General features: G+C 74.2%; 19 protein-coding genes. 9 read left to right on the plus strand and 10 right to left on the minus strand.

Going from position 1 to position 24,812, the window contains the following annotated elements:
• The first annotated feature begins 4 nt into the window (after positions 1-4).
• The 4 genes from K4S16_RS25135 to K4S16_RS25150 all read left to right on the plus strand — a co-directional run bounded on the left by K4S16_RS25135 (position 5) and on the right by K4S16_RS25150 (position 5,557).
• The gene (locus tag K4S16_RS25135) at positions 5-1,414 is read left to right on the plus strand and encodes a PLP-dependent aminotransferase family protein (protein WP_149261483.1); all 1,410 of its coding nucleotides are present in this window, start codon (positions 5-7) and stop codon (positions 1,412-1,414) included.
• 112 nt (positions 1,415-1,526) lie between these two features.
• Positions 1,527-2,786, plus strand: a complete 1,260-nt coding sequence (locus K4S16_RS25140; protein WP_149261484.1) for a lipase family protein — start codon at positions 1,527-1,529, stop codon at positions 2,784-2,786.
• A 48-nt stretch (positions 2,787-2,834) separates the two neighbouring features.
• Positions 2,835-3,803 (plus strand): acyl-CoA desaturase, encoded by a 969-nt coding sequence (locus K4S16_RS25145; RefSeq protein ID WP_149261485.1) that lies wholly within the window; start codon positions 2,835-2,837, stop codon positions 3,801-3,803.
• On the plus strand, positions 3,800-5,557 hold the full coding sequence (locus K4S16_RS25150) for a fatty acyl-AMP ligase (RefSeq protein WP_149261486.1): 1,758 nt from the start codon (positions 3,800-3,802) through the stop codon (positions 5,555-5,557). Before K4S16_RS25145 ends, K4S16_RS25150 begins: the two co-directional genes overlap by 4 nt.
• Before the next feature lie 15 nt (positions 5,558-5,572).
• Here K4S16_RS25150 and K4S16_RS25155 read toward each other — a convergent pair whose 3' ends face one another.
• The 3 genes from K4S16_RS25155 to K4S16_RS25165 all read right to left on the minus strand — a co-directional run bounded on the left by K4S16_RS25155 (position 5,573) and on the right by K4S16_RS25165 (position 8,319).
• Complete coding sequence (locus K4S16_RS25155; RefSeq protein WP_235037069.1) at positions 5,573-6,841, minus strand: CdaR family transcriptional regulator; 1,269 nt, start codon at positions 6,839-6,841, stop codon at positions 5,573-5,575.
• 120 nt (positions 6,842-6,961) lie between these two features.
• Positions 6,962-7,804, minus strand: a complete 843-nt coding sequence (locus K4S16_RS25160) for an EamA family transporter (RefSeq protein WP_149261487.1) — start codon at positions 7,802-7,804, stop codon at positions 6,962-6,964.
• A complete protein-coding gene (locus K4S16_RS25165; protein WP_149261488.1) occupies positions 7,801-8,319 on the minus strand; it encodes a MarR family winged helix-turn-helix transcriptional regulator in 519 nt (172 codons plus the stop codon). The genes K4S16_RS25160 and K4S16_RS25165 overlap by 4 nt, the downstream gene beginning before the upstream one ends.
• Positions 8,320-8,418: 99 nt before the next feature.
• Here K4S16_RS25165 and selA point away from each other — a divergent pair, with 99 nt between their 5' ends.
• The 3 genes from selA to selD are packed head-to-tail and all read left to right on the plus strand — an operon-like array spanning position 8,419 to position 12,499.
• Positions 8,419-9,738 carry an L-seryl-tRNA(Sec) selenium transferase gene (gene selA, locus K4S16_RS25170; protein ID WP_149261489.1) on the plus strand — a complete coding sequence of 440 codons (1,320 nt, stop codon included), beginning with the start codon at positions 8,419-8,421 and terminating at the stop codon, positions 9,736-9,738.
• Entirely contained in the window at positions 9,735-11,501 is a 1,767-nt protein-coding gene (selB, locus tag K4S16_RS25175; RefSeq protein ID WP_149261490.1) for a selenocysteine-specific translation elongation factor, read from the plus strand. Before selA ends, selB begins: the two co-directional genes overlap by 4 nt.
• Positions 11,498-12,499 carry a selenide, water dikinase SelD gene (gene selD, locus K4S16_RS25180; protein ID WP_149261491.1) on the plus strand — a complete coding sequence of 334 codons (1,002 nt, stop codon included), beginning with the start codon at positions 11,498-11,500 and terminating at the stop codon, positions 12,497-12,499. The genes selB and selD overlap by 4 nt, the downstream gene beginning before the upstream one ends.
• A gap of 181 nt (positions 12,500-12,680) precedes the next feature.
• Here the strand turns inward: selD and fdh are convergent, their stop codons facing one another.
• From fdh to K4S16_RS25200, 4 genes are all read right to left on the minus strand, one after another.
• On the minus strand, positions 12,681-15,932 hold the full coding sequence (fdh, locus tag K4S16_RS25185) for a formate dehydrogenase (protein WP_149261492.1): 3,252 nt from the start codon (positions 15,930-15,932) through the stop codon (positions 12,681-12,683).
• 94 nt (positions 15,933-16,026) lie between these two features.
• On the minus strand, positions 16,027-17,811 hold the full coding sequence (locus K4S16_RS25190) for a hypothetical protein (RefSeq protein WP_200842095.1): 1,785 nt from the start codon (positions 17,809-17,811) through the stop codon (positions 16,027-16,029).
• Between the two features lie 143 nt (positions 17,812-17,954).
• Positions 17,955-18,692 carry an evbL gene (locus tag K4S16_RS25195; RefSeq protein WP_149261493.1) on the minus strand — a complete coding sequence of 246 codons (738 nt, stop codon included), beginning with the start codon at positions 18,690-18,692 and terminating at the stop codon, positions 17,955-17,957.
• Positions 18,693-18,868: 176 nt separating this feature from the next.
• Positions 18,869-20,449, minus strand: coding sequence for an MDR family MFS transporter (locus K4S16_RS25200; RefSeq protein WP_149261494.1), 1,581 nt, complete (start codon positions 20,447-20,449; stop codon positions 18,869-18,871).
• A gap of 107 nt (positions 20,450-20,556) precedes the next feature.
• Here K4S16_RS25200 and K4S16_RS25205 point away from each other — a divergent pair, with 107 nt between their 5' ends.
• Positions 20,557-21,132 (plus strand): TetR/AcrR family transcriptional regulator, encoded by a 576-nt coding sequence (locus K4S16_RS25205; RefSeq protein ID WP_149261495.1) that lies wholly within the window; start codon positions 20,557-20,559, stop codon positions 21,130-21,132.
• 43 nt (positions 21,133-21,175) lie between these two features.
• Here K4S16_RS25205 and K4S16_RS25210 read toward each other — a convergent pair whose 3' ends face one another.
• Together K4S16_RS25210 and K4S16_RS25215 are read right to left on the minus strand one after the other, a co-directional pair.
• On the minus strand, positions 21,176-22,573 hold the full coding sequence (locus K4S16_RS25210) for a PP2C family protein-serine/threonine phosphatase (RefSeq protein ID WP_149261496.1): 1,398 nt from the start codon (positions 22,571-22,573) through the stop codon (positions 21,176-21,178).
• A gap of 265 nt (positions 22,574-22,838) precedes the next feature.
• The gene (locus K4S16_RS25215) at positions 22,839-23,360 is read right to left on the minus strand and encodes a MarR family winged helix-turn-helix transcriptional regulator (protein WP_149261497.1); all 522 of its coding nucleotides are present in this window, start codon (positions 23,358-23,360) and stop codon (positions 22,839-22,841) included.
• A 382-nt stretch (positions 23,361-23,742) separates the two neighbouring features.
• On the opposite strand from K4S16_RS25215, the gene K4S16_RS25220 reads away from it, so the two are divergent.
• A complete protein-coding gene (locus K4S16_RS25220) occupies positions 23,743-24,195 on the plus strand; it encodes a hypothetical protein (protein ID WP_149261498.1) in 453 nt (150 codons plus the stop codon).
• On the opposite strand, the gene K4S16_RS46515 is transcribed toward K4S16_RS25220, so the two are convergent.
• Positions 24,192-24,782 (minus strand): TetR/AcrR family transcriptional regulator, encoded by a 591-nt coding sequence (locus K4S16_RS46515; RefSeq protein ID WP_149261499.1) that lies wholly within the window; start codon positions 24,780-24,782, stop codon positions 24,192-24,194. The genes K4S16_RS25220 and K4S16_RS46515 overlap by 4 nt on opposite strands.
• Positions 24,783-24,812: the final 30 nt, after the last annotated feature.

Raw genomic sequence — 24,812 nt, forward strand, 5'->3', positions numbered from 1 at the left:
TTTCATGGCAATCGAGTGGGCCGGTTCGTCGCCGGAGCTGCTGCTGAACCTCGACCGGGACGCGACCGGGACGCTGCGTTCGCAGCTGGAGACCGCGCTGCGCGACGCGATCTGCACCGGACGGCTGAAGGCGGGGGAGCGGCTGCCGTCGTCCCGGGAACTGGCCCGCCAGCTCGGCGTCTCCCGCGGCCTCGTGCAGGAGTGCTACGGCCGGCTCAACGCCGAGGGGTTCCTGTGCGCGCGGACGGGGTCGGCCACGCGGGTGGCGCCCGTCCGCGTCGTCCCCGACGAACCGGCGCCCGCCGCGCGGCCGGTGGCCTCCCGGCTCCGCGTCGACTTCGCCGCGGGCGTGCCCGACCTGGCGTCCTTCCCGCGCGGCGACTGGGTGTGGGCGCAACGGGAGGTGGCCCGCACGGCGCCGAACGAAGCGCTCGGCTACGGCGACCCGCGCGGCAGCGAGGTCCTGCGGGACGTGCTCGCCGGCCACCTCCGGCGGGTGCGCGCGGCGGTCGCCGAACCCGGGGACATCGTCGTATGCACCGGATTCGCCCAGGGGCTCGGCATCGTCCTGCACGTCCTGGCCCGCCGGGGCGTCCGCCGCGTGGCGTTCGAGGACCCCGGCTACGGCGACGGCGCGACCATGACCGCCGCGGAGCGCGCCGGGATCGAGGCGGTGCCCGTCCCCGTCGACGACCTCGGCCTGGACGTGGACGCCCTCGACGCGAGCGGCGCCCGCGCCGTCCTCGTCACCCCGGCGCACCAGTGGCCGACCGGCGTCGTGCTCGCGCCCGAGCGGCGCCGCGCCCTCGCCGACTGGGCGTGCGAGCGGAACGGGATCGTCGTCGAGGACGACTACGACGCCGAGTTCCGCTACGACCGGGAGCCCGTCGGGTCGGTGCAGGGACTCGCGCCCGGCCGCGTCATCGGCCTCGGAACGGTCAGCAAGTCGCTGGCCCCGGCCGTCCGGCTCGGCTGGATCCTGTGCCCGCCCTCGCTGACCCGGGCGGTCGCGGAGGAGAAGCGCCTCGCCGACCGCGGCTCGCCCGTCCTCGACCAGCTCGCCCTCGCCGCGCTCCTGGAGTCCGGCCGCTACGGGCGGCACCTGCGCCGGATGCGGCCCGCCTACGCCGCGCGCCGCGCGGCGCTCGTGGCGGCCCTCGCCGAGCACGCGCCCGGCGTGCGCCTGACGGGACTGGCCGCCGGGTTCCACGCCGTCGCCCACCTCCCCGACGGGACGGACGAGCGGCGAGTCGTCGCCGAGGCGCGCAGGCGGTCGGTCGGCCTGTACGGGATGAGCACCTACCGGGCGTCCGGCGCGGCCGGGCCGCCGCGGCTCGTCCTCGGCTTCGGCGCCCTCACCGAGACCGCCATCCGGGACGGGATCGCTGAGGTGGCCGACCTCCTCCGACCTTAAGTCGAGTGCTAACAACGGCACCCAGGCATGTGAGAGGACTTCATTCCGCGCGCCGCGCCGGGTGGGGGACAGTCGTCAGCATTCGGTTTCCAGCCCCCCTCCCGGAGCGAGAATGCGCTATCGCAGCCTGCTCACCACCGCGGCCCTCGCAGTGCCCGTCGCCGCCCCCCACGCCGCCGCCGCGCCGTCCGGCTGCGACGCCACCGACGCAGAGCTCTACGCGGCGCCGCCCGCGGCGGTCGCGGGGAGTCCGGGCGACGTGCTCGCCTGCCGCCCGGCGAAGCTGACCAACATCCCCGGCGACATCCCGATGAAGGCGTGGAAGGTCCGGTACGTCTCGACCGACGCCAAGGGCGCCAAGAGCGTGGTGACCGGGACGGTCGCCGTCCCGGACGCGGCCTGGACGAAGGGCGGGTCCCGCCCGACCGTCGCGTTCAACCCCGGCACGCTCGGCTCCGGCCCGCAGTGCGCGTTCTCCAAGCAGCTCGCCGGCGAGTACGTCGACATGTACGAGGGCCCCAACCTGGCGCTGTTCCTCAAGGCGGGCTTCGCGGTCGCCGCCACCGACGGCGCCGGATACCTCAACGGGCAGGTCCACACGTACATGGTCGGCGCGAACGCCGGGCACGCGCTGCTCGACGCCGTCCGGGCGTCGCGCCGCATCCCAGGGGGAGGCCTCACCGCGGACGGGAAGGTCGGCATCTCGGGCTACTCCGAGGGCGGCGCCGCCGCGCTGTGGGGCGCGCAACTCGCCTCGTCCTACGCGCCGGAACTGGACGTCGCCGGCGCGGCGGCGGGCGGCGTGCCCGGCGACCTCAAGCTGACGGCCAAGCAGCTGAACGGCAGCCTGTTCGCCGGCTTCCTCGCCGACGCGCTCGTGGGCCTGCACGCCGCCTACCCGGAGATGCCGTTCGACGAGCTGATGAACGCCCGGGGCGCCCAGGCGATCAAGGACGTGAAGTCGAACTGCCTGTACGGGACGCTCGCCGTGTTCCTCGGAGCGAAGGTCGAGGGCTTCTCCAAGGACGGCCTGTCGCTGGAGCAGATCTACGCGCTGAAGGGCCCCGGCGGCGCCACGTGGGGCGACATCGTCGACCGGCAGAAGCTCGGGGTCGGCATCGGCACCCCCTCGTCCGGCGCCAGGTACACGATCGGCTTCCCGGTGTTCCAGTACCGCGGCTGGCTGGAAGAGATCATCCCGCACGAGACCGAGGACGCCACCCGCCAGGCCTACTGCAAGGCCGGCATCACCACGACGTGGAAGAACACCTACCCGGCCGAGCACCTGTCCACCGACTGGGGGGCCGCCGGGGACGTGACGAACTTCCTCGGCGACCGCTTCGAGGGCAAGCCCGCGCAGGGTGACTGCTGACCCGCGCCGCCGAGACACACCCGATTCGAGACCAAGGGAGTCGTGATCATGACAGCGGGCGTCGCCGACGTCGGCAGCCGCACCCCGCAGCCGGACATCTCCGGCACCGTCCCGTTCCCCGAGCGCGTCGCGGTCGTGGTGTTCGTGGTCGGGCCCATCGCCGGGCTGCTGGGCGCCGTCCCCTTCCTGTGGGGCTGGGGGATCAGCTGGACCGACGTCGCCATCTTCGCGTTCCTGTATCCGCTGAACGCGATCGGCATCACCGTCGGCTACCACCGGCACTTCACGCACGGCGGCTTCAAGGCCAAGCGGTGGCTGCGGATCGCCCTCGCGATCCTCGGCGGGCAGGCCATGCACGGCTCGGTGGTCCGCTGGGTCGCCGACCACCGCCGCCACCACAAGTACGCCGACCAGGAGGGCGACCCCCACTCGCCGTGGGCGTACGGGCCCGGCGTGTGGGGCCTCACCAAGGGCCTCTACCACGCGCACATGGGCTGGCTGTTCGGCAAGGAGCGCACGTCCCGCAGCAAGTACGCGCCCGACCTGCTGAAGGACAGGGACATCCGGTTCCTGTCCCTCGACCCCGTCTACGCCGTGATCGTCCTGTCCACGTTCCTCGTCCCGATGGGGCTGGGCGCCCTGCTCACCTGGTCGTGGCACGGCGCCGTCACCGCGCTGTTCTGGGGCGGGGTGATGCGCGTCTTCGTCGGCGACCACATCACCTTCTCGATCAACTCCATCTGCCACGTGTTCGGCAAGGAGGACTTCCGGACCCGCGACCGGGCCCGCAACGTGTGGTGGCTGGCGATCCCGTCGTTCGGCGAGTCCTGGCACAACCTGCACCACGCCGACCCCACCTGCGCGCGGCACGGCGTCCTCAAGGGCCAGATCGACATCAGCGCCCGCGTCATCTGGATCTTCGAGAGGCTCGGCTGGGTCTGGGACGTCCGCTGGCCCGACCACGAGCGCCTCGCCGCCCGCCGCGCTACCGCCCCCAGCACCGGAGAACGAGCATGACCGGCCTGCCCGAACTCGACCGCACGCCGCTGATCGAGCGGCTCACCCGCTTCGCCAAGGACTTCCCCGGCGACCGCGCCTACACGTTCATGGACTACATGACGGACCCGGACGGCATCGCCACCCACGTCACCTGGGGCGAGCTGGACCGGCGCGCCCGCGGCATCGCCGCCGCCATCCGCCGGGCCACCGAACCCGGGAGGCGGGTCGCGCTGCTCGCCCCGCAGGACCTGCACTACGTCACGTCCTTCCTCGGCGCCATGTACGCCCGCGTCATCGGCGTCCCGCTGTTCTCCCCGGACCTGCCCGGCCACGGGGACCGCCTCCTGGCCGTCTACCAGGACGCGGACCCCGACGTCGTGATCACCACGAGCGGGTCGCTGCCGCACGTCCGCGCGTTCCTCGGGGGCGGGGACGTGCGGCGGCCCGCCGAGGTCATCGTCGCGGACGAGGTGGACGCGGACCTCGACTGGACGCCCGAGCCGATCGACCCGGACGACGTCGCCTACCTGCAGTACACCTCCGGCTCGACCCGCACCCCGGCGGGCGTGATCATCACGCACGGGAACTTCGCCACGAACGCCGAGCAGCTGTGGCGGACGTTCGACGGCATCCCGCGCGAGTCGTCCGGGGTGAACTGGCTGCCCGTCTTCCACGACATGGGCCTCGTCACGACCGTCGCGCTGCCGCTGGTCTACGGCAACCCGGGCGTGATCATGGACCCGGTGGCGTTCGTCATGCGGCCCGTCCGCTGGCTGGAGCTGCTCAGCGCGCAGACCCACGCGTTCACCGGCGGGCCCAACTTCGCCTACGAGTACCTCACCGCGCAGGTCACCGAGGAGGAGAAGGCGAAGCTCGACCTGAGCGGCGTGCAGGTCTTCATGAACGGCGCGGAGCCGATCCGGGAGAGCACGCTCACCGGGTTCTACGAGGCGTTCAAGGACTGCGGGCTGCGGCCCGAGGCGCAGGTGTGCGCCTACGGGCTGGCCGAGGCGACCGTGTACGTGTCGGCGTCGTCCCGGTTCCGGAAGCCGACCCGTGTCGCGTTCGACCACGAGGGGCTGCGCCGGGGGGTGGCCGAACCGTGCGGCGCGGACGCGCCGGGCGCGATCCAGCTGATCGCCTGCGGGACGTCCTACGGCCAGCACGTGGCCGTCGCCGACCCCGAGACCGGCGTCCGGCTCCCGGACGGCAGGGTCGGGGAGATCTGGGTGCACGGCCCGAACGTCGCGGCCGGCTACTGGGGGCGCCCCGAGGCCACGAAGGAGACGTTCGAGGCGGAGTTCGCCGACCCCGGCGAGCTGCCGAGCGGCCCGTGGCTGCGCACCGGGGACCTCGGCGTCCTGCACGGCGGCGAGCTGTTCGTCACCGGCCGGATCAAGGACCTGGTCATCGTGGACGGGCGCAACCACTACCCGCAGGACATCGAGGTCACCGTCTCCGGCGCGCACAAGGCGATCCGCCGCGAGTACGCCTGCGCGGTGGCCGTCGACACCGGCGACACCGAGGGCCTCGTCGTGGTCGCCGAGCGGAACCGCCGGGTGCCGATCGCGCTGCTCGACCGCGAGGAGGCGGCGCGGGCGGTGCGGGCGGCGGTGAAGCAGCAGCACGACCTGCGCGTGCACGACTTCGTGCTGATCGAGCCGGGCGGCCTGCCGCGCACCAGCAGCGGGAAGATCGCCCGGTCCGCCTGCCGGCAGGCCTACCTCGACGGGACACTGCCGGTCGCCGAGGCGGCGCCCCGGCCCGAGTGAGCCCGGTCGGGCCGCTCAGGCGTGCTCCCCGTCGGCGCCGCCGCGCAGCCAGACGGGGAGCAGCAGCATCAGCTCCAGCCGGACCGCCGGGTCCTCGAAGTCGTAGTCGAACAGCTCGTGGAGCTGCGCCAGCCGGTACCGGACGGTCTGCGGGTGCACGCAAAGCGCCTCCGCCGCGTCGGTCGCGTTGAAGCCGTGCCTGAGGCACTCCAGCAGCGTCTCCGCCAGCCGGGCGCCGCGGGACCTGCCGAGCGCGGTGAGCGGGGCCAGCCGGCGCCGCGCCGCCGCCTCGGCGAGCGTCCACCCCTCCTGCAGCAGCAGGTCGGGCACGTACCGGTCGGCGTGGACGAGCGTGCCGGGGCCCCGCCGGTCGAGGCGCCCGGCCGCCATCGAGTCGAGCGTCCGGTGCGCCCAGTGCAGCGAGACCCCGGCCCGGTCCAGCGGCACGGACGGCCCGACCGCGCCCGCCCAGCCGCCGAGGGTGGCGGTCAGCCGGTCGGGGCCGCCCGGGCGGTCCGGGTCGGGCATCACCAGGCACGGCCGCCCGCGGTCGAGGCCGCTCAGCAGGGACGGCGGCAGCCCGGCCGGCCCCTCCCCGCCGCTGCCGGGCCGCGGCTCCAGCACGATCACGGCCAGCCGCTCCGGCAGCGGCCACCCGGCCAGGACGGCCTGCTCGGCGACGACGTCCCGCGGCGCCGGCGGGTCGGACAGCAGCAGGCTCATCAGCCGGCCGCGGCGCTGCTCCCGCTCGCCCGCGGCCTTCTCCCGCGCCCGGGCGTAGCCCTGCGCGGCGGCGGACGCCAGCAGGTCCAGGTACGCGAGGTTCGCCTCGGTGAGCGCGATCACCAGCTCGCTCGGCTTGTTCAGCCGGCCGGCCTCCCGCGACAGGTACCGCCACGCGGTCCTGGACGCGACCCGCATCGCGTTCTGGAGGTGCTCCAGCCCGCGCCCCTCGACCGCCTCCCCGTACCCGATGTCGAAGTAGACCTGGTGCACCTCCTGCCACGAGGCGTCCGGGTCGGCGATCATCTGGACGAAGTGCCCCATGCCCTGTGCCGTGGCGAGCCGCATCGCCTCGGTGTAGACGGGGTCGTCCGGCCGCGCGTACTCGGGGACGTGCCGCAGCACGCCCTCCACCATGGAGTCGACCAGGTCCGGAAGGTGCGGGCGCATCCACTGCGCCTCTTCGCGCGGTATGTCGCGCCAGGGCTCCCTTGACAGATCGTCGATGCGGGCGGGCCCGTCGTGCAGCGCCGTCAACGTGTCACCTCCGTCAGAGGACACCCGGATCGCCAGGCTAGGGAGCACGCGTCGCACAAGACACTCACCTCGGTGACAAGGCCGCCCGATTCCTTGTCACGCCCGGCGGATGCGCCTGGTCGCACCGCACAAGGAGTGGTCCGCTCACGCCGCGGCGAGGGTCAGCAGGACGACGGCCGCCCCGGCCCCGGCGAGCCCCGCGGCCTGCGTCCCCGACAGACGCTCGCGGAGCGCCGTCACGCCGAGCAGCACCGGGACCACCGGGTACAGCGAGGACAGCACGACCGCGATGACGACGAGCTGCTGCCGGGTCGCGAGGAGGTAGCAGACGAGCGCCACCGCCGCGAGGCCCCCGTTCACCGCCGACCAGAGCCCCACCGTCCCGCTCGGGAGGCGGCGGCCGGGCGAGCACATCATCGGCGCGATCGCGAGGACGGCCGCGACCCGTCCCGCCGCGACGGGCCAGACCCCGGAGTCCTCGCCCGCCTGCGCGAGGGCCAGGTACTGGACGCCGATCCCGGCGCCCGCGGCGAGCCCGTTCACGAGGGCCGCGCGGACCCGGCCCCCCTCGTCCGACCGGGACCGGGACACCAGCCACAGCGCGGGCACCACGATGGCGATGCCGAGCCAGGCCGCCGCCGTGAGCCGGTCGCCGAGGAACGCGACGCCGACGACGACCGGCAGAGCCACCCCGCCGACCGCGCTGACCGGGACGACGATGCTCAGGTTCCCCTTGCTGATGCCCCGGTAGAGGAACACCATCGCGAGGCCCGTCCCGGCACCCGAGAGCGCGCCCCACGCCAGGTCCCCGGCGGCCACGTCGGGGGACGGGACCGCCGGCGCCGCCGCGACCGAGCACACCAGCCCGCCGGCCTGGCCGAGCAGGGCGACGGCGACGGGATCGGCGCGCCGCGACAGCAGCCCGCCCCAGACGTCGGCGACGCCGTAGAGCACCGCCGAGGCGAGGGCCAGGAGGACGCCCGTCATGCGCGTCCCGCGTCGCGCTCCGCCTGGCCGACCGGGCAGACGCCGCCGCCCGTGCAGCACCCCCGGTCGCAGAGCCGGCAGATGACGTCCGAGTCGCCGATCTCCTCGTACAGGCGGGCGAGGAGCTTGGACAGCAGCCCGGTGAGCGCCTCGCGCTCGCCGTCGTCCAGCACGGCGAGCACCCCGGCCAGCGGCGCGTCCCGCGCGGCGAGCATCCCGCGGACCGCCTCCTCGCCCTCCGGTGTCAGCAGCACCTGGACGGCGCGCCCCCCGGCGGGGCGCCGGTCGACCAGGCCGGCGGCCTGGAGCCCGTCCACCATGCGCGCGGCGGCGGACTGGGTCAGCCCGACGCGCCGTCCCAGTTCGGTGACGCCGAGGCCGGGCGCGTGCGCCAGCACGACCAGCGCCGCCGCGCCGCTCGCGCTCACCCGTCCCGCGCCCGTCGCCCCGGCCAGCACCAGGTCGGTCACCGCCAGCGAGGCGGCGCCCAGCAGGTTCGCCACTCTGTCATGCATGAGTCATGCATGTTAGCAGCCGGTGATCGCGCGGTGCCCGGCCGGGCCCCGTTTGCGTGCCATGCTGGCGGGGTAGCGCTGCATCTCGGAGGTCGCCTGATGGATCGCGGAGCCGTGCCCGTCGCGGGTGAGGACGAACGGCGGCGGATCGCCCGCACGGACGTGCTGCTCGCCGATCCCCGCCTCGTGCGCGCGGCCGGACGGCTCGGGCGCGGCGTCGTGAAGGCGGCGGTCGTCGCGGCCCAGCGCCGGGCCCGCGCCGGCGAGATCGCGCCGGAGGCGGTGGCCGACGCCGCCGTCGCGTCGCTCCCGCCGAGCGCCTCCGGGCTCCGCCCGGTGATCAACGCGACCGGCGTCCTGCTGCACACCAACCTCGGGCGGGCGCCGCTGTCGGCGGCGGCCCGCGAGGCCGTGGCGGTGGCGTCCGGCGCCACCGACGTCGAACTCGACCTGGAGACCGGCCGCCGTGCCGGGCGGGGCCGCTCGGTGCTCGCGGCGCTCCTGGAGCGGGTGCCGCAGGCGGAGGCCGCGCACGTCGTCAACAACGGCGCGGCGGCGCTGGTGCTGGCCGCCACCGCGCTCGCGCCCGGCCGGGAGATCGTCATCAGCCGCGGCGAGATGGTGGAGATCGGCGACGGGTTCCGCATCCCCGAGCTGCTCGCCGCCACCGGCGCGCGGCTGCGCGAGGTCGGCACCACGAACCGGACCTCGCCGGACGACTACGCGGCGGCCGTCGGCGCGGAGACCGGCTTCATCCTCAAGGTGCACCCCTCGAACTTCCGCATGACCGGCTTCACCCGGGGCGCGGACGTCGCGGAGCTGGCCGGGCTCGGGGTGCCGGTCGTCGCCGACATCGGCTCCGGGCTGCTCGCCCCCGAGCCCCTCCTGCCGGACGAGCCCGACGCCGCGTCCTTGCTCAAGGCGGGCGCCGACCTGGTCACCGCCAGCGGCGACAAGCTGCTCGGCGGGCCGCAGTGCGGACTCCTCCTCGGCCGGGACGACCTGGTGCGGCGGCTCGCCCGCCACCCGCTCGCGCGGGCGCTGCGGGTCGACAAGCTGACCCTCGCCGCCCTGGAGGCAACCCTCCGGGGGCCGCGGACCCCGACCTGGGAGGCGCTGCACGCCGGCGCCGGGGCCCTGCGGGAGCGGGCCGAGCGGCTCGCCGCCCGGCTGCGGGACGACGGCGTGGAGGCCGAGGCCGTCGAGAGCGAGGCGGCGGTCGGCGGCGGCGGCGCGCCCGGCGTCGTCCTGCCGAGCGCGGCCGTGGCGGTCCCCGAGCCGTACGCGGCGCGGCTGCGCCGGGGGACGCCCGCCGTGATGGGGCGGGTCGAGGACGGGCGGTGCCTGCTCGACCTGCGCTCCGTGGCGCCGGACGAGGACGCCGTCCTGGCCCGGGCCGTCCGGGCGGCGGCGCGATGACCCACGTCGTCGCGACCGCCGGGCACGTCGACCACGGCAAGTCCACGCTCGTCCGCGCCCTCACCGGGATGGAGCCCGACCGGCTGGAGGAGGAGCGGCGGCGCGGCCTCACCATCGAGCTCGGCTTCGCCTGGACGAACCTGCCGCGCGGCGACCGCATCGCCTTCGTGGACGTCCCGGGGCACGAGCGGCTCGTCACCACGATGCTCGCCGGGGTCGGGCCCGTCCCGGCCGTCGTGTTCGTGGTGGCCGCCGACCAGGGCTGGCAGCGCCAGTCCGAGGAGCACCTGGCGGTGCTGGACGCGCTCGGCGTCCGCCACGGCCTCCTCGTCGTGACGCGCCGCGACCTCACCGACGAGGCGACGGCCGGCCGGGTGCGCGAGGAGGCGCTCGCCCACCTCGCGGCCACGTCGCTCGGCCGCGTCGAGTCGGTGGCGGTCAGCGGCGCCACCGGTGACGGCCTCGACGAGCTGCGCGCGGCCCTGGAGCGGCTCACCGGCACCCTCCCGGCCCCCGACCGGGACGCCGACGTCCGGCTCTGGATCGACCGGGTCTTCACCATCCGCGGCAGGGGAACCGTCGTGACCGGCACCCTCGGCGCCGGAACGATCAGCGTCGGCGACCGCCTCGCCTTCGGCGACGCCCTTCTGCGCGTGCGCGGGTTGCAGAGCCTCAAGGAGGACCACCAGGAGATCGGCGCCGTCGCCCGCGTCGCCGTCAACCTGCACGGGAACGCGGGGGAGATGGGCCGGGGCGACGCCCTGCTCACCCCCGGGCGCTGGCTCACCGCCGACGTGGTCGACGTCCGGCTGCGCGGTGACGCCGCACCCGATCTGCCGCGCGAGCTGACGCTCCACGTGGGCTCGGCGGCCGTGCCGGTCCACGTCCGCCCCCTCGGGGACGACACGGCCCGGCTGTCGCTGCGCCGCCCGCTGCCGCTCCGCGTCGGGGACGTCGCCCTGCTGCGCGACCCCGGGCGGCACCGCGTCCCGGCGGGGGTCACGGTCCTGGACGTCCGCCCCGAGCCGTTCACGCGGCGCGGTGCGGCGGCGGCACGGGCCCGCGTGCTCGCCGAGATGACCGGACGGCCGGACGGCGCCGAGGAGGTCCGGCGCCGGGGCCTGATCAGGCGCTCGGACCTGGTGGCGATGGGCGTCCCCGTCCCCTTCGAGCCGGTCGCGGGGGAGTGGCTCGCCGACCCGGCCCTCTGGAAGGACCTGCGCGAGCGCCTCGCGGCGGCCGTCGACGAGCACGCCAAGGCCCACCCCACCGACCCCGGGCTCCCGGCCGACGCGGCCCGGCGCGCCCTCGGCCTCCCCGACCGCGTCCTCGTCGACGCCCTCGCCGAGGGCCTCGGCAGGCGCGACGGCAGGATCTACGGCAGGGCGACCGCGCCCGAACTGCCGCCGCCCGTGCGCGCGGCCGTCGACGCCGTCCGCCGCGATCTGGCCGCGGCCCCGTTCCAGGCTCCGGACGCGAACCGCCTCGCCGAACTCGGCCTCACCCCGAGGATGCTCGCCGTCGCCGCCGCGACCGGCGAACTCCTCAAGGTCGCCGACGGCGTCGTCCTGCTCCCCGGCGCCGACGCCCGCGCCGCCGAGCTGCTAGCCGCACTCGGCGGCCCCTTCACCCTGAGCGAGGCGCGCCGCGCCCTCGGCACCACCCGCCGCGTCGCCGTCCCGCTCCTGGAGTACCTCGACGACAAGGGCTACACGGTCCGAGTAGACGACCTCCGCCGCCGCTGCACCGAAAGGAAGCCATGACCGACGCTCCCCCGAAACGGCTCACCCAGTACGCGCATGGCGGCGGGTGCGCCTGCAAGATTCCGCCGGGGGAGTTGGAGGAGGTCGTCGCGGGGCTGGGGGCCGCGCCCGCCTCGCCCAACGCCGACCTGCTCGTGGGGCTGGAGACCGGGGACGACGCGGCCGTGGTCCGGCTCCAGGACGGCCTCGCCGCCGTCGCCACCGCCGACTTCTTCACGCCCGTCGTCGACGACCCGTACGACTGGGGGCGCATCGCCGCCGCCAACGCGCTGTCCGACGTCTACGCGATCGGCGGCCGGCCCATCGTGGCGGTGAACCTGCTCGCCTGGCCGCGCGAGGTCCTCCCGTTCGACCTGGCGCGCGAGGTCCTGCGCGGGGGGCTCGACATCGCCGTCGAGGCGGGCTGCCACGTCGGCGGCGGCCACAGCGTGGACGACCCCGAGCCCAAGTACGGCATGGCCGTCACCGGGGTCGCCGACCCCGCACGCCTGCTGCGCAACGACACCGGCAAGCCGGGCACGCCGCTCAGCCTCACCAAGCCCCTCGGCCTCGGCGTCCTGAACAACCGGCACAAGGCGACGGGCGAGGTCTTCGCGCACGCCGTGGAGACCATGGCCGCGCTGAACCGCGACGCGTCCGCCGCCGCGCTGGACGCCGGGATCGTCTGCGCCACCGACGTGACCGGCTTCGGGCTCCTCGGCCACCTCTACAAGATGGCCCGCGCGTCCGGGGTGACCGCCGTGGTCGACGCCGCCGCCGTCCCCTACCTCGACGGCGCGCGCGCGTCCCTCCGGGACGGGTACGTCAGCGGCGGCACCCGCCGCAACCTCGACTGGGTCGCCCCGCACACCGACTTCGGCGCCGTCGGCGCGGACGACCGGCTCCTGCTCGCCGACGCCCAGACCTCCGGCGGCCTCCTGCTCGCCGGCGAGATCCCCGGCGCCCAAGTCATAGGCGAACTCATCCCCGCAGCCGACCACCCCCTGATTGTCCGCTGAAGCCCGAGTTTCGAGCACCCCGCGACAACCCCTACAGTCGCGATCGCGTCCGAAGGCAGGTTCGAGCTTGCGAGATACCTGATCGCGCAGCGAGCCGCAAGGCGAGCCGGAGCGATGCCAGCGATCGCCCGCGTTTCTCGACGATGGAGGGCCGCCAGGCCCGAAGGAGGAGAGAAACGCATTACAACTCGGTTCCTGTCCGGTCGGTGATGCCGGCGCGCTCCTGGTACTCGCGGACCAGGGCGCCGGCGGCCGGGCCGCGTGGGCGGCGGCCGGGGCGGATGTCGACCGACAGCGCCTTCGCCTCCTGGATGTGCGTGTTCGGGTCCAGGGACAGGTGCAGCAGTTCGTTCGCGGCGTCGCCGCGGCTGTAGCCGTTCGGGCCCCAGTGGTAGGGCAGGCCGATCTGGTGCAGCTTCCTGCCGTCCACGGTCAGCGGCGCCATCCGATCGGTCACCAGCACACGCGCCTCCACGACGGCGCGCGGGCTGACGATGGTCGCCCAGCCGCCGTGCTCCAGGCGCCGCTCGGCCGCCAGTTCCGGCGAGACCTCGCAGAAGAACTCCGGCTGCAACTCGGCCAGGTAGGGCTGCCAGCGCGACATGCCGCCCGCCGTGTGGTGCTCGGTGAGCCGGTACGTCGTCACCACGTACGGGTAGGTTCCGGCTCCCGGGTCGGTGCCGCTCGGCGCGTACCGGTTGTCGGGGTGCGGCGGCGGCAGGTGCCGGACCGGGTTGCGCTGCTGCTTGTAGAGCGGGTTCTGGAACGGCGACTCCTGCGGCTCGTAGTGCGTCGGCAGCGGCCCGTCCGTCAGCCCGGCGGGCACGTACAGCCACGCCTTGCCGTCCGCCTGCATGATGAACGGGTCGTTGCCGGCGAGCGCGTCCGGTCCCGTCGCGTCGCGCGGCGGCTTGTAGTCCGGCGGGCGGTCGGCGACGAAGTCGGGCACGTCGTGGCCCGTCCACTCGCCCTTCTCGGCGTCCCACCAGATCAGCGCCTTGCGGTCGCTCCACGGCCTGCCGTCCGGGGCGGCGGACGCCCGGTTGTAGAGGATGCGGCGGTTCATCGGCCACGCCCAGCCCCACTCGGGCGCCACCCAGTTCTGGTCCTTGCCGGGCTTGCGGCGCGCGGTCTGGTTGACGCCGTCGGTGAAGCAGCCGCAGTAGATCCAGCAGCCGCACGAGGTGGACCCGTCGTCCTTCAGCTGCGTGTAGGAGGACAGCGGGTTCCCGTCGGCGTCCCGGCCGTTGATCTCGGCGAGGACGGCCTCGGCGTCCGGCTCGGCGATCTCGCCGTGCGTCGGGTAGTCCCACGTCAGGTCGAGGACGGGCCGGTCCATCTCGTCGGTGGAGCCGGCGAGCTTCTCCCTGACGAGGCGGCCGAGGTGGTACATGAACCACAGGTCGCTGCGCGTGTCCCCGGCGGGCTCCACCGCCTTGTGGTGCCACTGCAGCATCCGCTGCGTGTTGGTGAAGCTGCCGTCCTTCTCGGTGTGCGCGGCGGCCGGCAGGAAGAACACCTCGGTGCCGATGTCCTCGGTGCGCATCTCGCCCGACTCGATCTCCGGGCCGTCCTTCCACCACGTCGCCGACTCGATCAGCGAGAAGTCGCGGACCACGAGCCAGTCGAGGTTCGCCATCCCGAGGCGCTGGATCTTGGCGTTGGCGGATCCGACGGCCGGGTTCTCGCCCATGAGGAAGTAGCCCTTGCACACCCCGTCGATCTGCGCCATGGACGTCTCGTAGGTGCTGTGCGAGCCGGTCAGCCGCGGCAGGTAGTCGAAGCGGTAGTCGTTGTCGGCGGTCGCCGCGTCGCCCCAGTACGCCTTCAGCAGGCTGACCATGTAGGAGCGCATGTCGCCCCAGAAGCCCTTGCGCGCCGCCTCCGCCTGGATGAACGTGTCCAGGTCCTGGTTGCTGTGGGCGTGCGGCATCGGGATGTAGCCGGGCAGCAGGTTGAACAGCGTCGGGATGTCGGTCGAGCCCTGGATGGACGCGTGGCCGCGCAGCGCCAGGATGCCGCCGCCGGGACGGCCGATGTTGCCGAGCAGCGACTGCAGGACCGACGCCGCCCGGATGTACTGGACGCCGACCGTGTGCTGGGTCCAGCCCACCGCGTACGCGAACGCCGTCGTCCGGTCGCGGCCGGAGTTCTCCGTGACCATCTCGCAGACCTTGAGGAACTGGTCCCGGGGGACGCCGCAGATCCGCTCGACCATCTCCGGCGTGTACCGCGCGTAGTGCCGCCTGAGGACCTGGAACACGCACCGCGGGTGCTCCAGCGTCGGGTCCCGCTCCGGGTCGCCCACGCCGATCGCCGCGCCGCCCGAGCCGTGCGCCTCGCCGCGCGCGGCCTCCTGGACGGCTCCGACGCGGTCCTCGTACTCCATGTCGCGCTGGCCGGACGCCGCCTGGACCTCCATGCCCTCGTACTGCCACGTGCTGTTGTCGTAGCTGCGCTGCTCCCGGTCCAGGCCGGAGAACACGCCGTCCAGGTCCTCGGTGTCGCGGAACTCCTCGGTGAGGATCACCGACGCGTTCGTGTAGGACAGGACGTACTCGCGGAAGTACTTCTCGTTCCGCAGGACGTAGTTGATGATCCCGCCGAGGAACGCGATGTCACTGCCCGCGCGCAGCGGGACGTGGGCGTCCGCGAGCGCGCTCGTCCGCGTGAACCGCGGGTCCACGTGGATCAGCTTCGCCCCGCGCGCCTTGGCCTCCATCACCCACTGGAACCCGACCGGATGGCACTCGGCCATGTTCGAGCCCTGGACGACGATGCAGTCGGCGTGCTGGAGGTCCTGCTGGAAGGTGGTCGCGCCGCCGCGTCCGAACGAGGTTCCCAGACCGGGAACGGTGGAGGAGTGTCAAACGCGGGCCTGATTCTCGATCTGCACCGCGCCGAGCGCGGTGAACAGCTTCTTGATCAGGTAGTTCTCCTCGTTGTCGAGGGTGGCGCCGCCGAGGCTCGCGAAGCCCAGCGTCCGCCGCACCGGCACGCCGTCCTGCTCCCACTGCCAGCCGTGCCGGCGCGCCTCGACCACCCGGTCGGCGATCATGTCCATCGCCGTGTCGAGGTCGAGGGACTCCCACTCGGTGCCGTGCGGGCGCCGGTACAGGACCCGCTGCTCGCGGGCGTCCCCGGTGGTCAGTTGGAGGCTCGCGGAGCCCTTGGGGCACAGCCGCCCCCGGCTGACCGGCGAGTCGGGGTCGCCCTCGATCTGGGTGACCTTGCCGTCCTTGACGTAGACGTCCTGCCCGCAGCCGACGGCGCAGTAGGGGCACACCGACTTCACGACCCGGTCGGCGGTGCTCACCCGCGGCGTGATCCGCTCGGTTCCGGCGCTCCTGGCCGCTACGCCCCGTCCGAGGGGGTCGTCGCCGCTGAACTGGCGGTAGACGGGCCACGACTCGATCCATCTCCGAACGCCCACGTCCCACCGCCTTCCTCAGCTTGATCCGCCGCCCACCTACCCGCCGCCCGTTCCGCGAAACACGGGGCGGCGGGCGGCGGGCGGCGGGGTCGCGTCAGCGGGCGGCGAACGCGGCGAGGTTCGCGGAGACCGGCTCGGGCCGGCCGCCGTTCTGGACGGCGGACGCGGTCAGCACGTCGATGTGCTGGTAGCCGGGCGCGACGACGTCGCCGGGCTGAGGGTCGCCGCCGAGGCCGCCCTCCGCCTCCAGGTTGAGCGTCGGGTTCGCCGTGACGCCGTCCTCGTGGACGGCGTCGTCGGCGATCCCCGGTGCGGCGGCCAGCGCGATGTCGGTGACCATCCGCGTCGGGAAGTAGTGCTCGGTGAAGTCGAGCGGGTGCTCCGACAGGCTGCGGGCCAGTTCGGCGATGTCGGTGACCTCCTTGTCCGCGGACGTGAACGGGGTGCCGTCCTCGGCCTTGTACACGGGGTCGTCCGGGGCGCCGACGCGGTCGAAGTTCCGCCACGTGTACAGCGGGCCGCGCGGCTCGTCCGGGATCGCCTTCTTCTCGGTCCCGAGCAGCCGGGACAGGCCGCCGAGCCCGATGCCGGCGAGGTCGTTCGGCGCCGGGAACTCCTTGTCGACGATCTTCCCGCCGTCCCAGAACCCGAGGCTGGCCTGCATGAACGCGAGCGGCTGGGAGTTGTCGTCCAGCAGCCCGCCGAGCGCGGCGGCGTTGCTGAACCGGAAGTCCTTCACCGTGGGGGAGCCCGTGAGGAACGTCGGGTAGTCCTTGGAGAACAGGATCCGGTAGGTGGAGTCGGTGTTGAACGACGACGGCACGTAGGTCGCGAGGTCGGAGACGCCGCCCGGGTCGAGGCGCGCCGCCAGGCCCGCGATGCCGAGCAGGTTCATCGTCTCGGTGTTGACCACCGCGGGGGCGGACAGGGCCCGCGGGATCGCACCGCTCTCCAGCCCCGCCTGGACGGCGCCCGCGCCGAACTTCAGCAGCGGGATCCAGTCCTCGGGGAAGTCCCCGCCGAACCCGGGAAGCGCCGTCGAGATCCGGGTGTCGAGCGCGAAGTAGCCGGAGCACTGCTCGTACCCTGCGTCGCCCGTGGTCGAGTGGTCGCCGTCGAAGTCCCATTCGGCGAAGAACGCCGTCAGGACGCCGCCCAGCGAGTGCCCCCCGCACATCATCTTCCGATTGCGCGCGGCCGGGTCGGGAAGCTCCCTGACCATCAGGTCGTACTGGTCGCGGACGGTCTGCTCAAGCCCGACGCTCTGGAGCCACTTCACCTGGTCGTTGGTCTGGTACCCGGCGAACTTCCGGCCGTCGACCTCTTTCTGCCGGTAGTAGTAGTCGATGGCGAGATGGGCGTTCCCCGCCCGGAGCCCCGCCTGGATCCCGGTGCCGTCCTCCAGGCAGTTGGACCGCCGGTCCAGCGCCCAGAACTCGATGTGCTTCCCGCGCTCGGCCGCGGCCGAGACCGTGTTGCGCGCGACGCTGTCGAACGCGCCCGCGCCCTCCAGGATGCCGGGCTGCGCGACCAGGATCCGGTCGGCGTCGGCCGACGCGGCGGGACCGTCCTTGTGCCGGAACCGCAGGTAGGACAGCCAGTCGCAGGCCTCCGGATGCGGACCGGCCGACGCGGGCAGCGGCACCCTGACCCGCACGACCGACTCGGCGACGTCGGTGACGGGCGAGCTGGAGGCGACCGGCGCCTCGGTCCGGCCGGTCTCGCGCGCGCCAACCGGTCCGGCCGCAGCGGTGACGGCCAGCAAGGAAGCAGCCGACGCGGCCACGGCGAGAGCGAAGCGAACCGGGGAGTGCGGGGGGCCGCCCCCCACACGCGGCAGTGCCGCGAACGCGCCGAGGGGGAGAGGGGACCGTCCCATCACGTGCTCCTTCCGAGCGTGATCGGTTCTGGTCCGACAATGGACCTGTCGGCCCCTCTGCGACAGTCCCGCGCTTGCGCAATCTCCGCCCGGCGCTTGTGCCTCCGCGACAAGACCGGCCCCGGCGCGCTCCGCGGAACCGCTCAGCCGAGGACGGCCGCGCCGACCGCGCCGATCCGCTCGGCGAACTCGGCCCGCTCGGAGGGCGACAGCGCCCGCTCGTAGACGGCGGCGGAGAGCCGGTCGGTGATCTCCTCCGCCTCCACGCGCCGCGGCCTGAGCGCCGCGCAGTCGGGGAGGTCGCCCTGCCAGCCGAAGAAGCGCGCGATGTCCGGCCCGTCCTGCGTCAGGATCGCCTCCAGCGGGGAGAGCCCGACGGCGGTCGTCGCGACGAGATGCAGGCCGCCGCGCAGTTCCCGCAGCACCTGCACCAGCTGCATCAGCCGGGCCCGGGTGGCGTCCGGCAGCGTTTCGGCGCGCCAGCCGCAGAACAGCGGCAGCCCCGATCCCTCGGCCGCGCGCACGACGCGCTCCGCCAGCTCGCAGAGGCGCGGGTCCTCCGGCAGGTGGGCCTCGCCCCAGGCCGCGCAGCCGAGGATGTACCGCCGCGTCGCCTCGCGCGCCCCGGCGACCGCGACCCCCTCGTCCCACTGGGCGCGGACGAAACCGGGCTCGAACCAGCCGAGCGCCGCCGAGACCACGTCGGCGTCGACGTCGCCCATCACCCCGCCCCGTCCGGCGAAGTAGTACGCGAACGGGTTGTCGTACCCCTGCTCCTTGCCGTGCTCCGCCGTGCTGCGCGACAGCATCCACCGCGACCCGACGTCGTGGATGATCTTGTCGGCGGCGCGGACGGTCTCCGCGGCGCTCAGCTCGCCCATCGCTGCTCTCCCGCTTTCTCGCTGATCAAGTAAGCGAAAGGTTACTGCCCGGTCGGGGCGGTCCCGCAAGGGGATCGGCCCGGGCCCGCCTGGACCGCGGACGTCGAAGCCGCCGCCGCAAAGCGCGGCAGGGGCCGTCCTCGACGAGGACGGCCCCTGCCCGGTGCCGCGCCGGGTCAGATCGCGACGGGTTCGGTGACCGTGCGGTCCTCCGCGGCGGGCCGCTCCGCGGGACCGCCGCGCAGCGGGGTCTCGCGGATGAACCAGGCGGCGACGATGGCCAGCAGGGTGAACGCGGAAGCCCAGAGGAAGACGTTGTGGACACCGGAGGCCACCGCGTGCTCCACGGCGTCGCGCACCTCGGTCGGCATCCGCTTGAGAAGTGCCGGGGTGAGCCGGCCGCCGCTGCCGGAGATCGACTCGCCGGCCTTCTCGCCCAGCCGGTCGCTCAGCCCGCCGGTCAGGCGGCTGCTGTAGATCGCGCCGAGGATCGACACGCCGAGCGAGCCGCCGATCGTCCGGAACAGGGTGGCCGCGCCGCTGGCCGCGCCCATGTCCTTCAACTCCACGCTGTTCTGCGCGATGAGCATCGTGTTCTGCATCAGGAAGCCCATGCCGGCGCCCAGCACGAGCATGAACAGACCGGTGGTGAGCTGGGTGGAGTCCACGGTGAGCCGGGACAGCAGCAGCATGCCCGCGGTCATGACGACCCCGCCCACGATGGGGTAGACGCGGTAGCGCCCGGTGCGGGTCACCAGCTGCCCGACGGTCATGGTGGTGACGAGCATGCCCATCATCATCGGCAGCAGGAGCAGGCCGCTGTTGGTGGCCGAGGCGCCCTGCACCAGCTGCTGGAACTGCGGCAGGAAGGTCACCGCGCCGAACATCCCGAAGCCGACCAGGAAGCCCAGCACCGAGGCCAGCGTGAAGTTGCGGCTGCGGAACAGGCTCATCGGCAGGATCGGGGACTCCGCGCGCATCTCCCACAGCACGAACAGGACCAGCAGGACGGCGGCGCCGGCGCCGAGGCCGATGATCATGGCGGAGGCCCAGGCGTACTCCGTGCCGCCCCAGCTGGTCATGAGCGAGAGGCAGACGATGCCGGCGGTCAGCAGGACCGCGCCGATGTAGTCGATGCGGGCCGTGCTGCGGGGACGCTTCGGCAGGTGCATGGTCAGCGCGGTGACCACCAGGGCGAGGGCGCCCAGCGGAAGGTTGACGTAGAAGGCCCACCGCCAGCTGAGGTGGTCGGTCACCAGGCCGCCCAGCAGCGGGCCGCCGATGAAGGCCAGCGGCATGACCGCGGCCATCAACCCCTGGTAGCGGCCGCGCTCACGGGGCGGCACCAGGTCGCCGATGATGGCCATGGCGCCGACCATGAGGCCGCCGGCGCCGAGGCCCTGGACGCCGCGGAAGGCGATCAGCTGCGTCATGCTGTGCGCCATGCCGGCCAGCGCCGACCCGGCCAGGAACACCACGACGGCGGCCATGAACATGCCCTTGCGGCCGTACATGTCGCCGAGCTTGCCCCAGATCGGCGTCGCCGCGGCGGTGGCCAGCGTGTAGGCGGTGACCACCCAGGACAGGTGCGCCACCCCGCCCAGCTCGCCTACGATCGTGGGCATCGCGGTGCCGACCACCATGTTGTCGAGCATGGCGAGCAGCATGCCGATCATCAGCCCGCTCATCACGATGTACACCTGGCGCTTGCTCCGAGACGGCTCCGCCGTCCCGCTCTTCGTGAGTGATGTGCTCATCCCTGTCCCCGCTCCGTCCGACTTACCTGCCGCCCGGCTAGTTCGTACCTGCCGTACGGTAGACTCGGAACTAGCCGGTCGTCAAGTAAGTTGAGGGGGAGGACGCGATGACCCGCCGTCGAGGCGACACCCGCGCACGGATCCGCAGTGTCGCGCTGGAGCTGTTCGCCGAGCAGGGGTACGAGAAGACCTCGCTGCGCGAGATCGCCGAACGCCTCGATGTGACGAAGGCGGCGCTCTACTACCACTTCAAGACCAAAGAGGACATCGTCGGCAGCCTCTTCGAGGACTTCCGCGCCGAGGGCGAGGAACTCCTGGAGTGGGCGCGCGGGCAGCAGCCCACCCCGGCGTCGCGGCGGGAGTTCGTGCGCCGCTATGCCGAGATCATCGAGGGCCCCGGCAAGGAGATGATCCGCTTCATGCAGATGAACGAACCGGCCGTCCGAGAGCTGAAGGCCGCCTCGGACCTGCGCGAGCGCATGAAGTCGTACGCCGAGTTCATGGTCGACGAGAAGGCGGGCCTGCCCGACCAGATCCGCGCCCGCCTGGCCCTCCTCACGCTGCACATGACCCACTTCGCCATGCGCGACACCGCCTTCAGCGAGGACGAGTTGCACGCCGCCGCCCTCGAGGTGGCCCTCGGCCTCGTCCCCGACGACCGGCCGAGCCCGCCGGCCGAGTGACCGGAAGGCCGCCGGCCGGGAGCCGCCCGCGGGCGGCTCCCGCCTAGACCGCGGACTCGCCGTGCAGGGCCACGTGGGGCGGAACCGGGGAAGTGCCGCCGGACGGGCTGTGCCAGTCGAAGCACACCACGACGGCGTCGTCGGCGAGGTCGGCGCCCTCGTGGAACTCGATGAGCTCGTCGATGACGGTCAGCGGGACCTCGGCCGCGGGCTGCAGGCGGCTGCGCCGGGTGGCCTGCTCCAGCAGGTGCGTCCCGTACTCGCCGCCCTTGGCCTTCGCGCCGAAGACCCCGTCGCTGACGATCACCAGCCGGTCGCCGGGTTCGAGCCCGAACCGCTGGGGCCGGTACTCGGTGTCGGGGAACATGCCGAGCGGGAGCTGCTGCTCCAGCGGCACCCGCGTCACCTCGGAGCCGCGCATCAGCAGGAGCCGCGGGGAGCCCGCGTCGATGACGTGCACGGTCCCGTCGACGAGGTCGATCCGCATGACGAGGGTCTCGGTGAACTCCCGGCCGCCGTAGCGCACGTGCACCATGTCGTTCGCCAGGCTCGCCTGCTCGCCGAGGTCGGCGCCCGACCGCCGGGCGTTGCGCAGCGCGCCGACGGTCAGCGACGTCAGCAGCGCCGCCTTGATGCCGGTGCCCGCGCCGTTGGTGACGGTCAGCGCCAGGTGGTCGTGCTCGACGGACCAGTCGAAGTTGTCGCCGCCGATCGAGTAGGCCGGCTCCAGGTGCCCCGCGAGGCTGAACGAGGTGTCCGCGTGCGCGTGGCCGGGGAGGAGCTGCCACTGCAGTTCGGCGGCGAGCGTGAGGCGGTGCCGCCGCCTGGCCCGCTCGTACCGGTCGGTCCGGGTCCACGCGACCTTCAGCGCGCTGCCCAGCAGCTCGCCGATCTCGGCCAGCTCGGCCGTCTCGGCCGCGGTCCACGGGGCGGACGAGCCGACCTGCAGGACGCCGATCCGCTCGCCCCGCGCGCTGACCGGTATATAGGTCCCGGTTTCGCCGGACCCGTCGCCGTCCTCCGCGGGGGCCACCAGGACGCGGCCGGTGGCGAACGAGCGCCCGGCGGGGCTCTGCCGGATCCCGATCGGCTCGGTGGCCTCCTCGGGCGGCTCGACGGCCTCCTCGGCGGCCGCCACCGCGGCCCGCGCCTCGCCGGCCGGGGCCGCCGGGCCGCCGGGGCGCGGCGCGGCCAGCAGGGGCGCGACCGGCATCAGGGCGCGCGAGTGGTAGTCGGAGACCAGGAGCCGGGCGGTGGAGACGCGGGGGTACTCCCGCGAGAGCGTCGCGGCCAGCACCTCGGGCAGCGCGTACGCGGGAGCGGCGCGCAGCGCCCGTTCGACCCTGGCCGGGGGGCTGCCGTCCCCTTCGGCCGGGCGGCCCCGGCCACTCTCGGCCGGGCGGCCGTGCTCATCCCCGGCCGGGCGGCCGTGCGTGCTCATCGAGACCCCATCTCATACTGCCTGCCGACGCGCCGGACGCGGCCGCGTCCCGGTGCGGCCGGTCCGCGTACGGTGACCGGACCGCAGGAGCGGCCGTCCCCCTCGACCGGCCGTTCGACCGCGGGAACGCGGCTCTGTCATCGGGTCCGCCCCGTGTCGGACGCAGGACCGCACGGGAAGACTGCCAAAGAGTTTGCCGTATGGCAAATACTTGATATCGAGCTGCGGAAGAAGCAGGTACGAACTGGCCGGAACCGGGCGCCGGTCAGGCCGTCCGGGACCCGAGGACCCCACCGCCGCGCTCGCGCCGCTCGCCCGCCTGACCGAACTCCGTGAGCGCGTCGAGCAGCCGGGCCCGGGACGCGGGGGACATCTGCGCCAGCACGTCGCGCACCGCCGCGCGGCGCCGCCGGACCAGCTCGGCGTGCAGCCGCTCGCCCTGGTCGCTCAGCCGCAGCACGATCTCGCGCCGGTCGGTGCGGGCGGACTCCCGCACCAGCAGCCCGGCCGCCTCCAGCCTGTCGCACAGCCGGCTCGTGGACGAGGGGATCGCGCCGAGCTCCTCGGCGAGCCCGCCGAGGTTCAGCCGGCCGAACCGCGCGATCACCTCCACGGCGCGCAGCTGGATCGGCGAGATGGCGGGTTCGAGGCCCTGGTCCGCGCGGTTCCAGAGCAGCGTGGTCGCGCTCAGCACGCGCTCCACGGCGGCCGCGACGTCGTCCGGCACGGCGCCGGCCACGTCGCCCGCCTGCTCTTCGCCTGACGGCCGCGGTCGTCGCTGACTCACACCCCAGCCTTTCGCACGGAGTCCCCTTCGGCGGCCCTTCCCTCCGGCCCCCGGCGGCCCCGCCGCGCCGCCTCCGGTCGGGACCGGACGGTACGGTCGCGGGCCCTACCACGATAGGGGGTCGGACCGTCACGGCGCGACGCCCGTGCCCGCGCGCGGGCGGTGGCCCCCTCACCGGACCTGCCCCGCCGCCGGGAGCGTACGCGATACGGAGGCGTCGCGGCGGCGGACGGGGCGGCGCGACGACCGGCGCGCGTCCGAACCCGGCGGCCCCGCCGCGCGTACGACGTGAGGGGGGCCCGCGGGCCCGGGACGGCGAGAGCGTGGATGGACAGGGATCGTGAAGCCTGCGCGAGGTGACCGGAGTGGGTGACCGGAGTGGGTGACCGGAGTGGGTGACCGGGCGGCGAGCGCCGGACTGGTGTCGCGGCTCCTGGAGGCGCTGGAGGACGACTGCGCGGAGTGCGGGGGGACGGGGAGCACGCCGAACGAGCGGTGGCTCGCCTGGCACCGGCGGGCCGGCGAGCTGATCGCGGTCGCGCAGGCCGCCCGCCGCGCCCACGAGTGGCGTCCGGCTCCGGGCGCCCCGCCCGGGGCCCCGCCCGGGGCCGCGCCCGTCGCCGCGCCCGAACGGCCCGCCGCCGCCGAACCCGCCATCGTGACCGCCGTGGAACGCGCTATCGACGACCACATGAAGGCCCGCCCGTCCGAGCCGGAGAAGGAGCGCTGCGCCGCGTGCCGGGGGCTCGGCAGGGAGCTCACCCCGGCCGGGCGGCAGCTCGCCGAGATGCTCGCGCGGCACGGCTTCGTCCGGCGGGAGTGGGACGGAGGCTAGGGAGCGAGGAGGATCTCCAGCATGCGTTCCCCCGGGTCGGGTCCGGACTCGGGGACGAGGTAGCCGCCCGCCCAGACGCGCAGCATCAGCTGCGCCCGAAGACGTGCCTCCTGCTCATCGAACCCGAGGCCTTCCAGGCAGGCGACGATGTGCCCGAGCAGGGCCCGGTCGGCGTGCCGCACCGCCTCCTCCGCCGCCGGCTCGTGCTGCGCCCACAGCCGCATCGCCCGGTCGATCGGCGCGACCTCGCGGCCGAGCGCCTGGATGCGGCGCAGCCGCTCGCGCGGGTCGGCGGTGCTGCCGAGCGCGAGCCCCAGCATCTCGTCGGTCCGCTCGTGCGCCCACCGGTCCAGCAGCGCCCGCATCAGCTCGGGGCGGTCCCGGAAGTGCCAGTAGAAGCTGCCCTTGGTGACGCCGAGCCGGGCCGCCAGCGTGGTGATCGCCACGCCGCGCTCGCCCGCGCGGGCCAGCTCCCCGTAGGCCGCCTCGATCCAGTCGCGGCGCGCCACCCTGGGCCGGGCCGCCCTCTCGCCGCCCGTCCCCTCGACGCCCGCTCCTGTGCCGGCCGTTCCCGTGCCGCCCCTCATCCGATCCCCTGCCTCCGCCGCCGGGCCGCC

It is taken from the genome of Actinomadura sp. K4S16, assembly GCF_008327685.1.
Classification (GTDB): Bacteria; Actinomycetota; Actinomycetes; order Streptosporangiales; family Streptosporangiaceae; genus Spirillospora.

Excerpts from the sequence above, each read along its gene's own strand:
- K4S16_RS25210 (WP_149261496.1), bottom strand. The coding sequence starts at position 22,573 with ATGAGCACGCACGGCCGCCCGGCCGGGGATGAGCACGGCCGCCCGGCC.
- K4S16_RS25135 (WP_149261483.1), top strand. The coding sequence starts at position 5 with ATGGCAATCGAGTGGGCCGGTTCGTCGCCGGAGCTGCTGCTGAACCTC.
- K4S16_RS25190 (WP_200842095.1), bottom strand. The coding sequence starts at position 17,811 with ATGGGACGGTCCCCTCTCCCCCTCGGCGCGTTCGCGGCACTGCCGCGT.
- K4S16_RS46515 (WP_149261499.1), bottom strand. The coding sequence starts at position 24,782 with ATGAGGGGCGGCACGGGAACGGCCGGCACAGGAGCGGGCGTCGAGGGG.
- K4S16_RS25145 (WP_149261485.1), top strand. The coding sequence starts at position 2,835 with ATGACAGCGGGCGTCGCCGACGTCGGCAGCCGCACCCCGCAGCCGGAC.
- K4S16_RS25195 (WP_149261493.1), bottom strand. The coding sequence starts at position 18,692 with ATGGGCGAGCTGAGCGCCGCGGAGACCGTCCGCGCCGCCGACAAGATC.
- K4S16_RS25205 (WP_149261495.1), top strand. The coding sequence starts at position 20,557 with ATGACCCGCCGTCGAGGCGACACCCGCGCACGGATCCGCAGTGTCGCG.
- selB (WP_149261490.1), top strand. The coding sequence starts at position 9,735 with ATGACCCACGTCGTCGCGACCGCCGGGCACGTCGACCACGGCAAGTCC.
- selA (WP_149261489.1), top strand. The coding sequence starts at position 8,419 with ATGGATCGCGGAGCCGTGCCCGTCGCGGGTGAGGACGAACGGCGGCGG.
- K4S16_RS25160 (WP_149261487.1), bottom strand. The coding sequence starts at position 7,804 with ATGACGGGCGTCCTCCTGGCCCTCGCCTCGGCGGTGCTCTACGGCGTC.
- K4S16_RS25165 (WP_149261488.1), bottom strand. The coding sequence starts at position 8,319 with ATGCATGACAGAGTGGCGAACCTGCTGGGCGCCGCCTCGCTGGCGGTG.
- K4S16_RS25150 (WP_149261486.1), top strand. The coding sequence starts at position 3,800 with ATGACCGGCCTGCCCGAACTCGACCGCACGCCGCTGATCGAGCGGCTC.
- selD (WP_149261491.1), top strand. The coding sequence starts at position 11,498 with ATGACCGACGCTCCCCCGAAACGGCTCACCCAGTACGCGCATGGCGGC.
- K4S16_RS25200 (WP_149261494.1), bottom strand. The coding sequence starts at position 20,449 with ATGAGCACATCACTCACGAAGAGCGGGACGGCGGAGCCGTCTCGGAGC.
- K4S16_RS25140 (WP_149261484.1), top strand. The coding sequence starts at position 1,527 with ATGCGCTATCGCAGCCTGCTCACCACCGCGGCCCTCGCAGTGCCCGTC.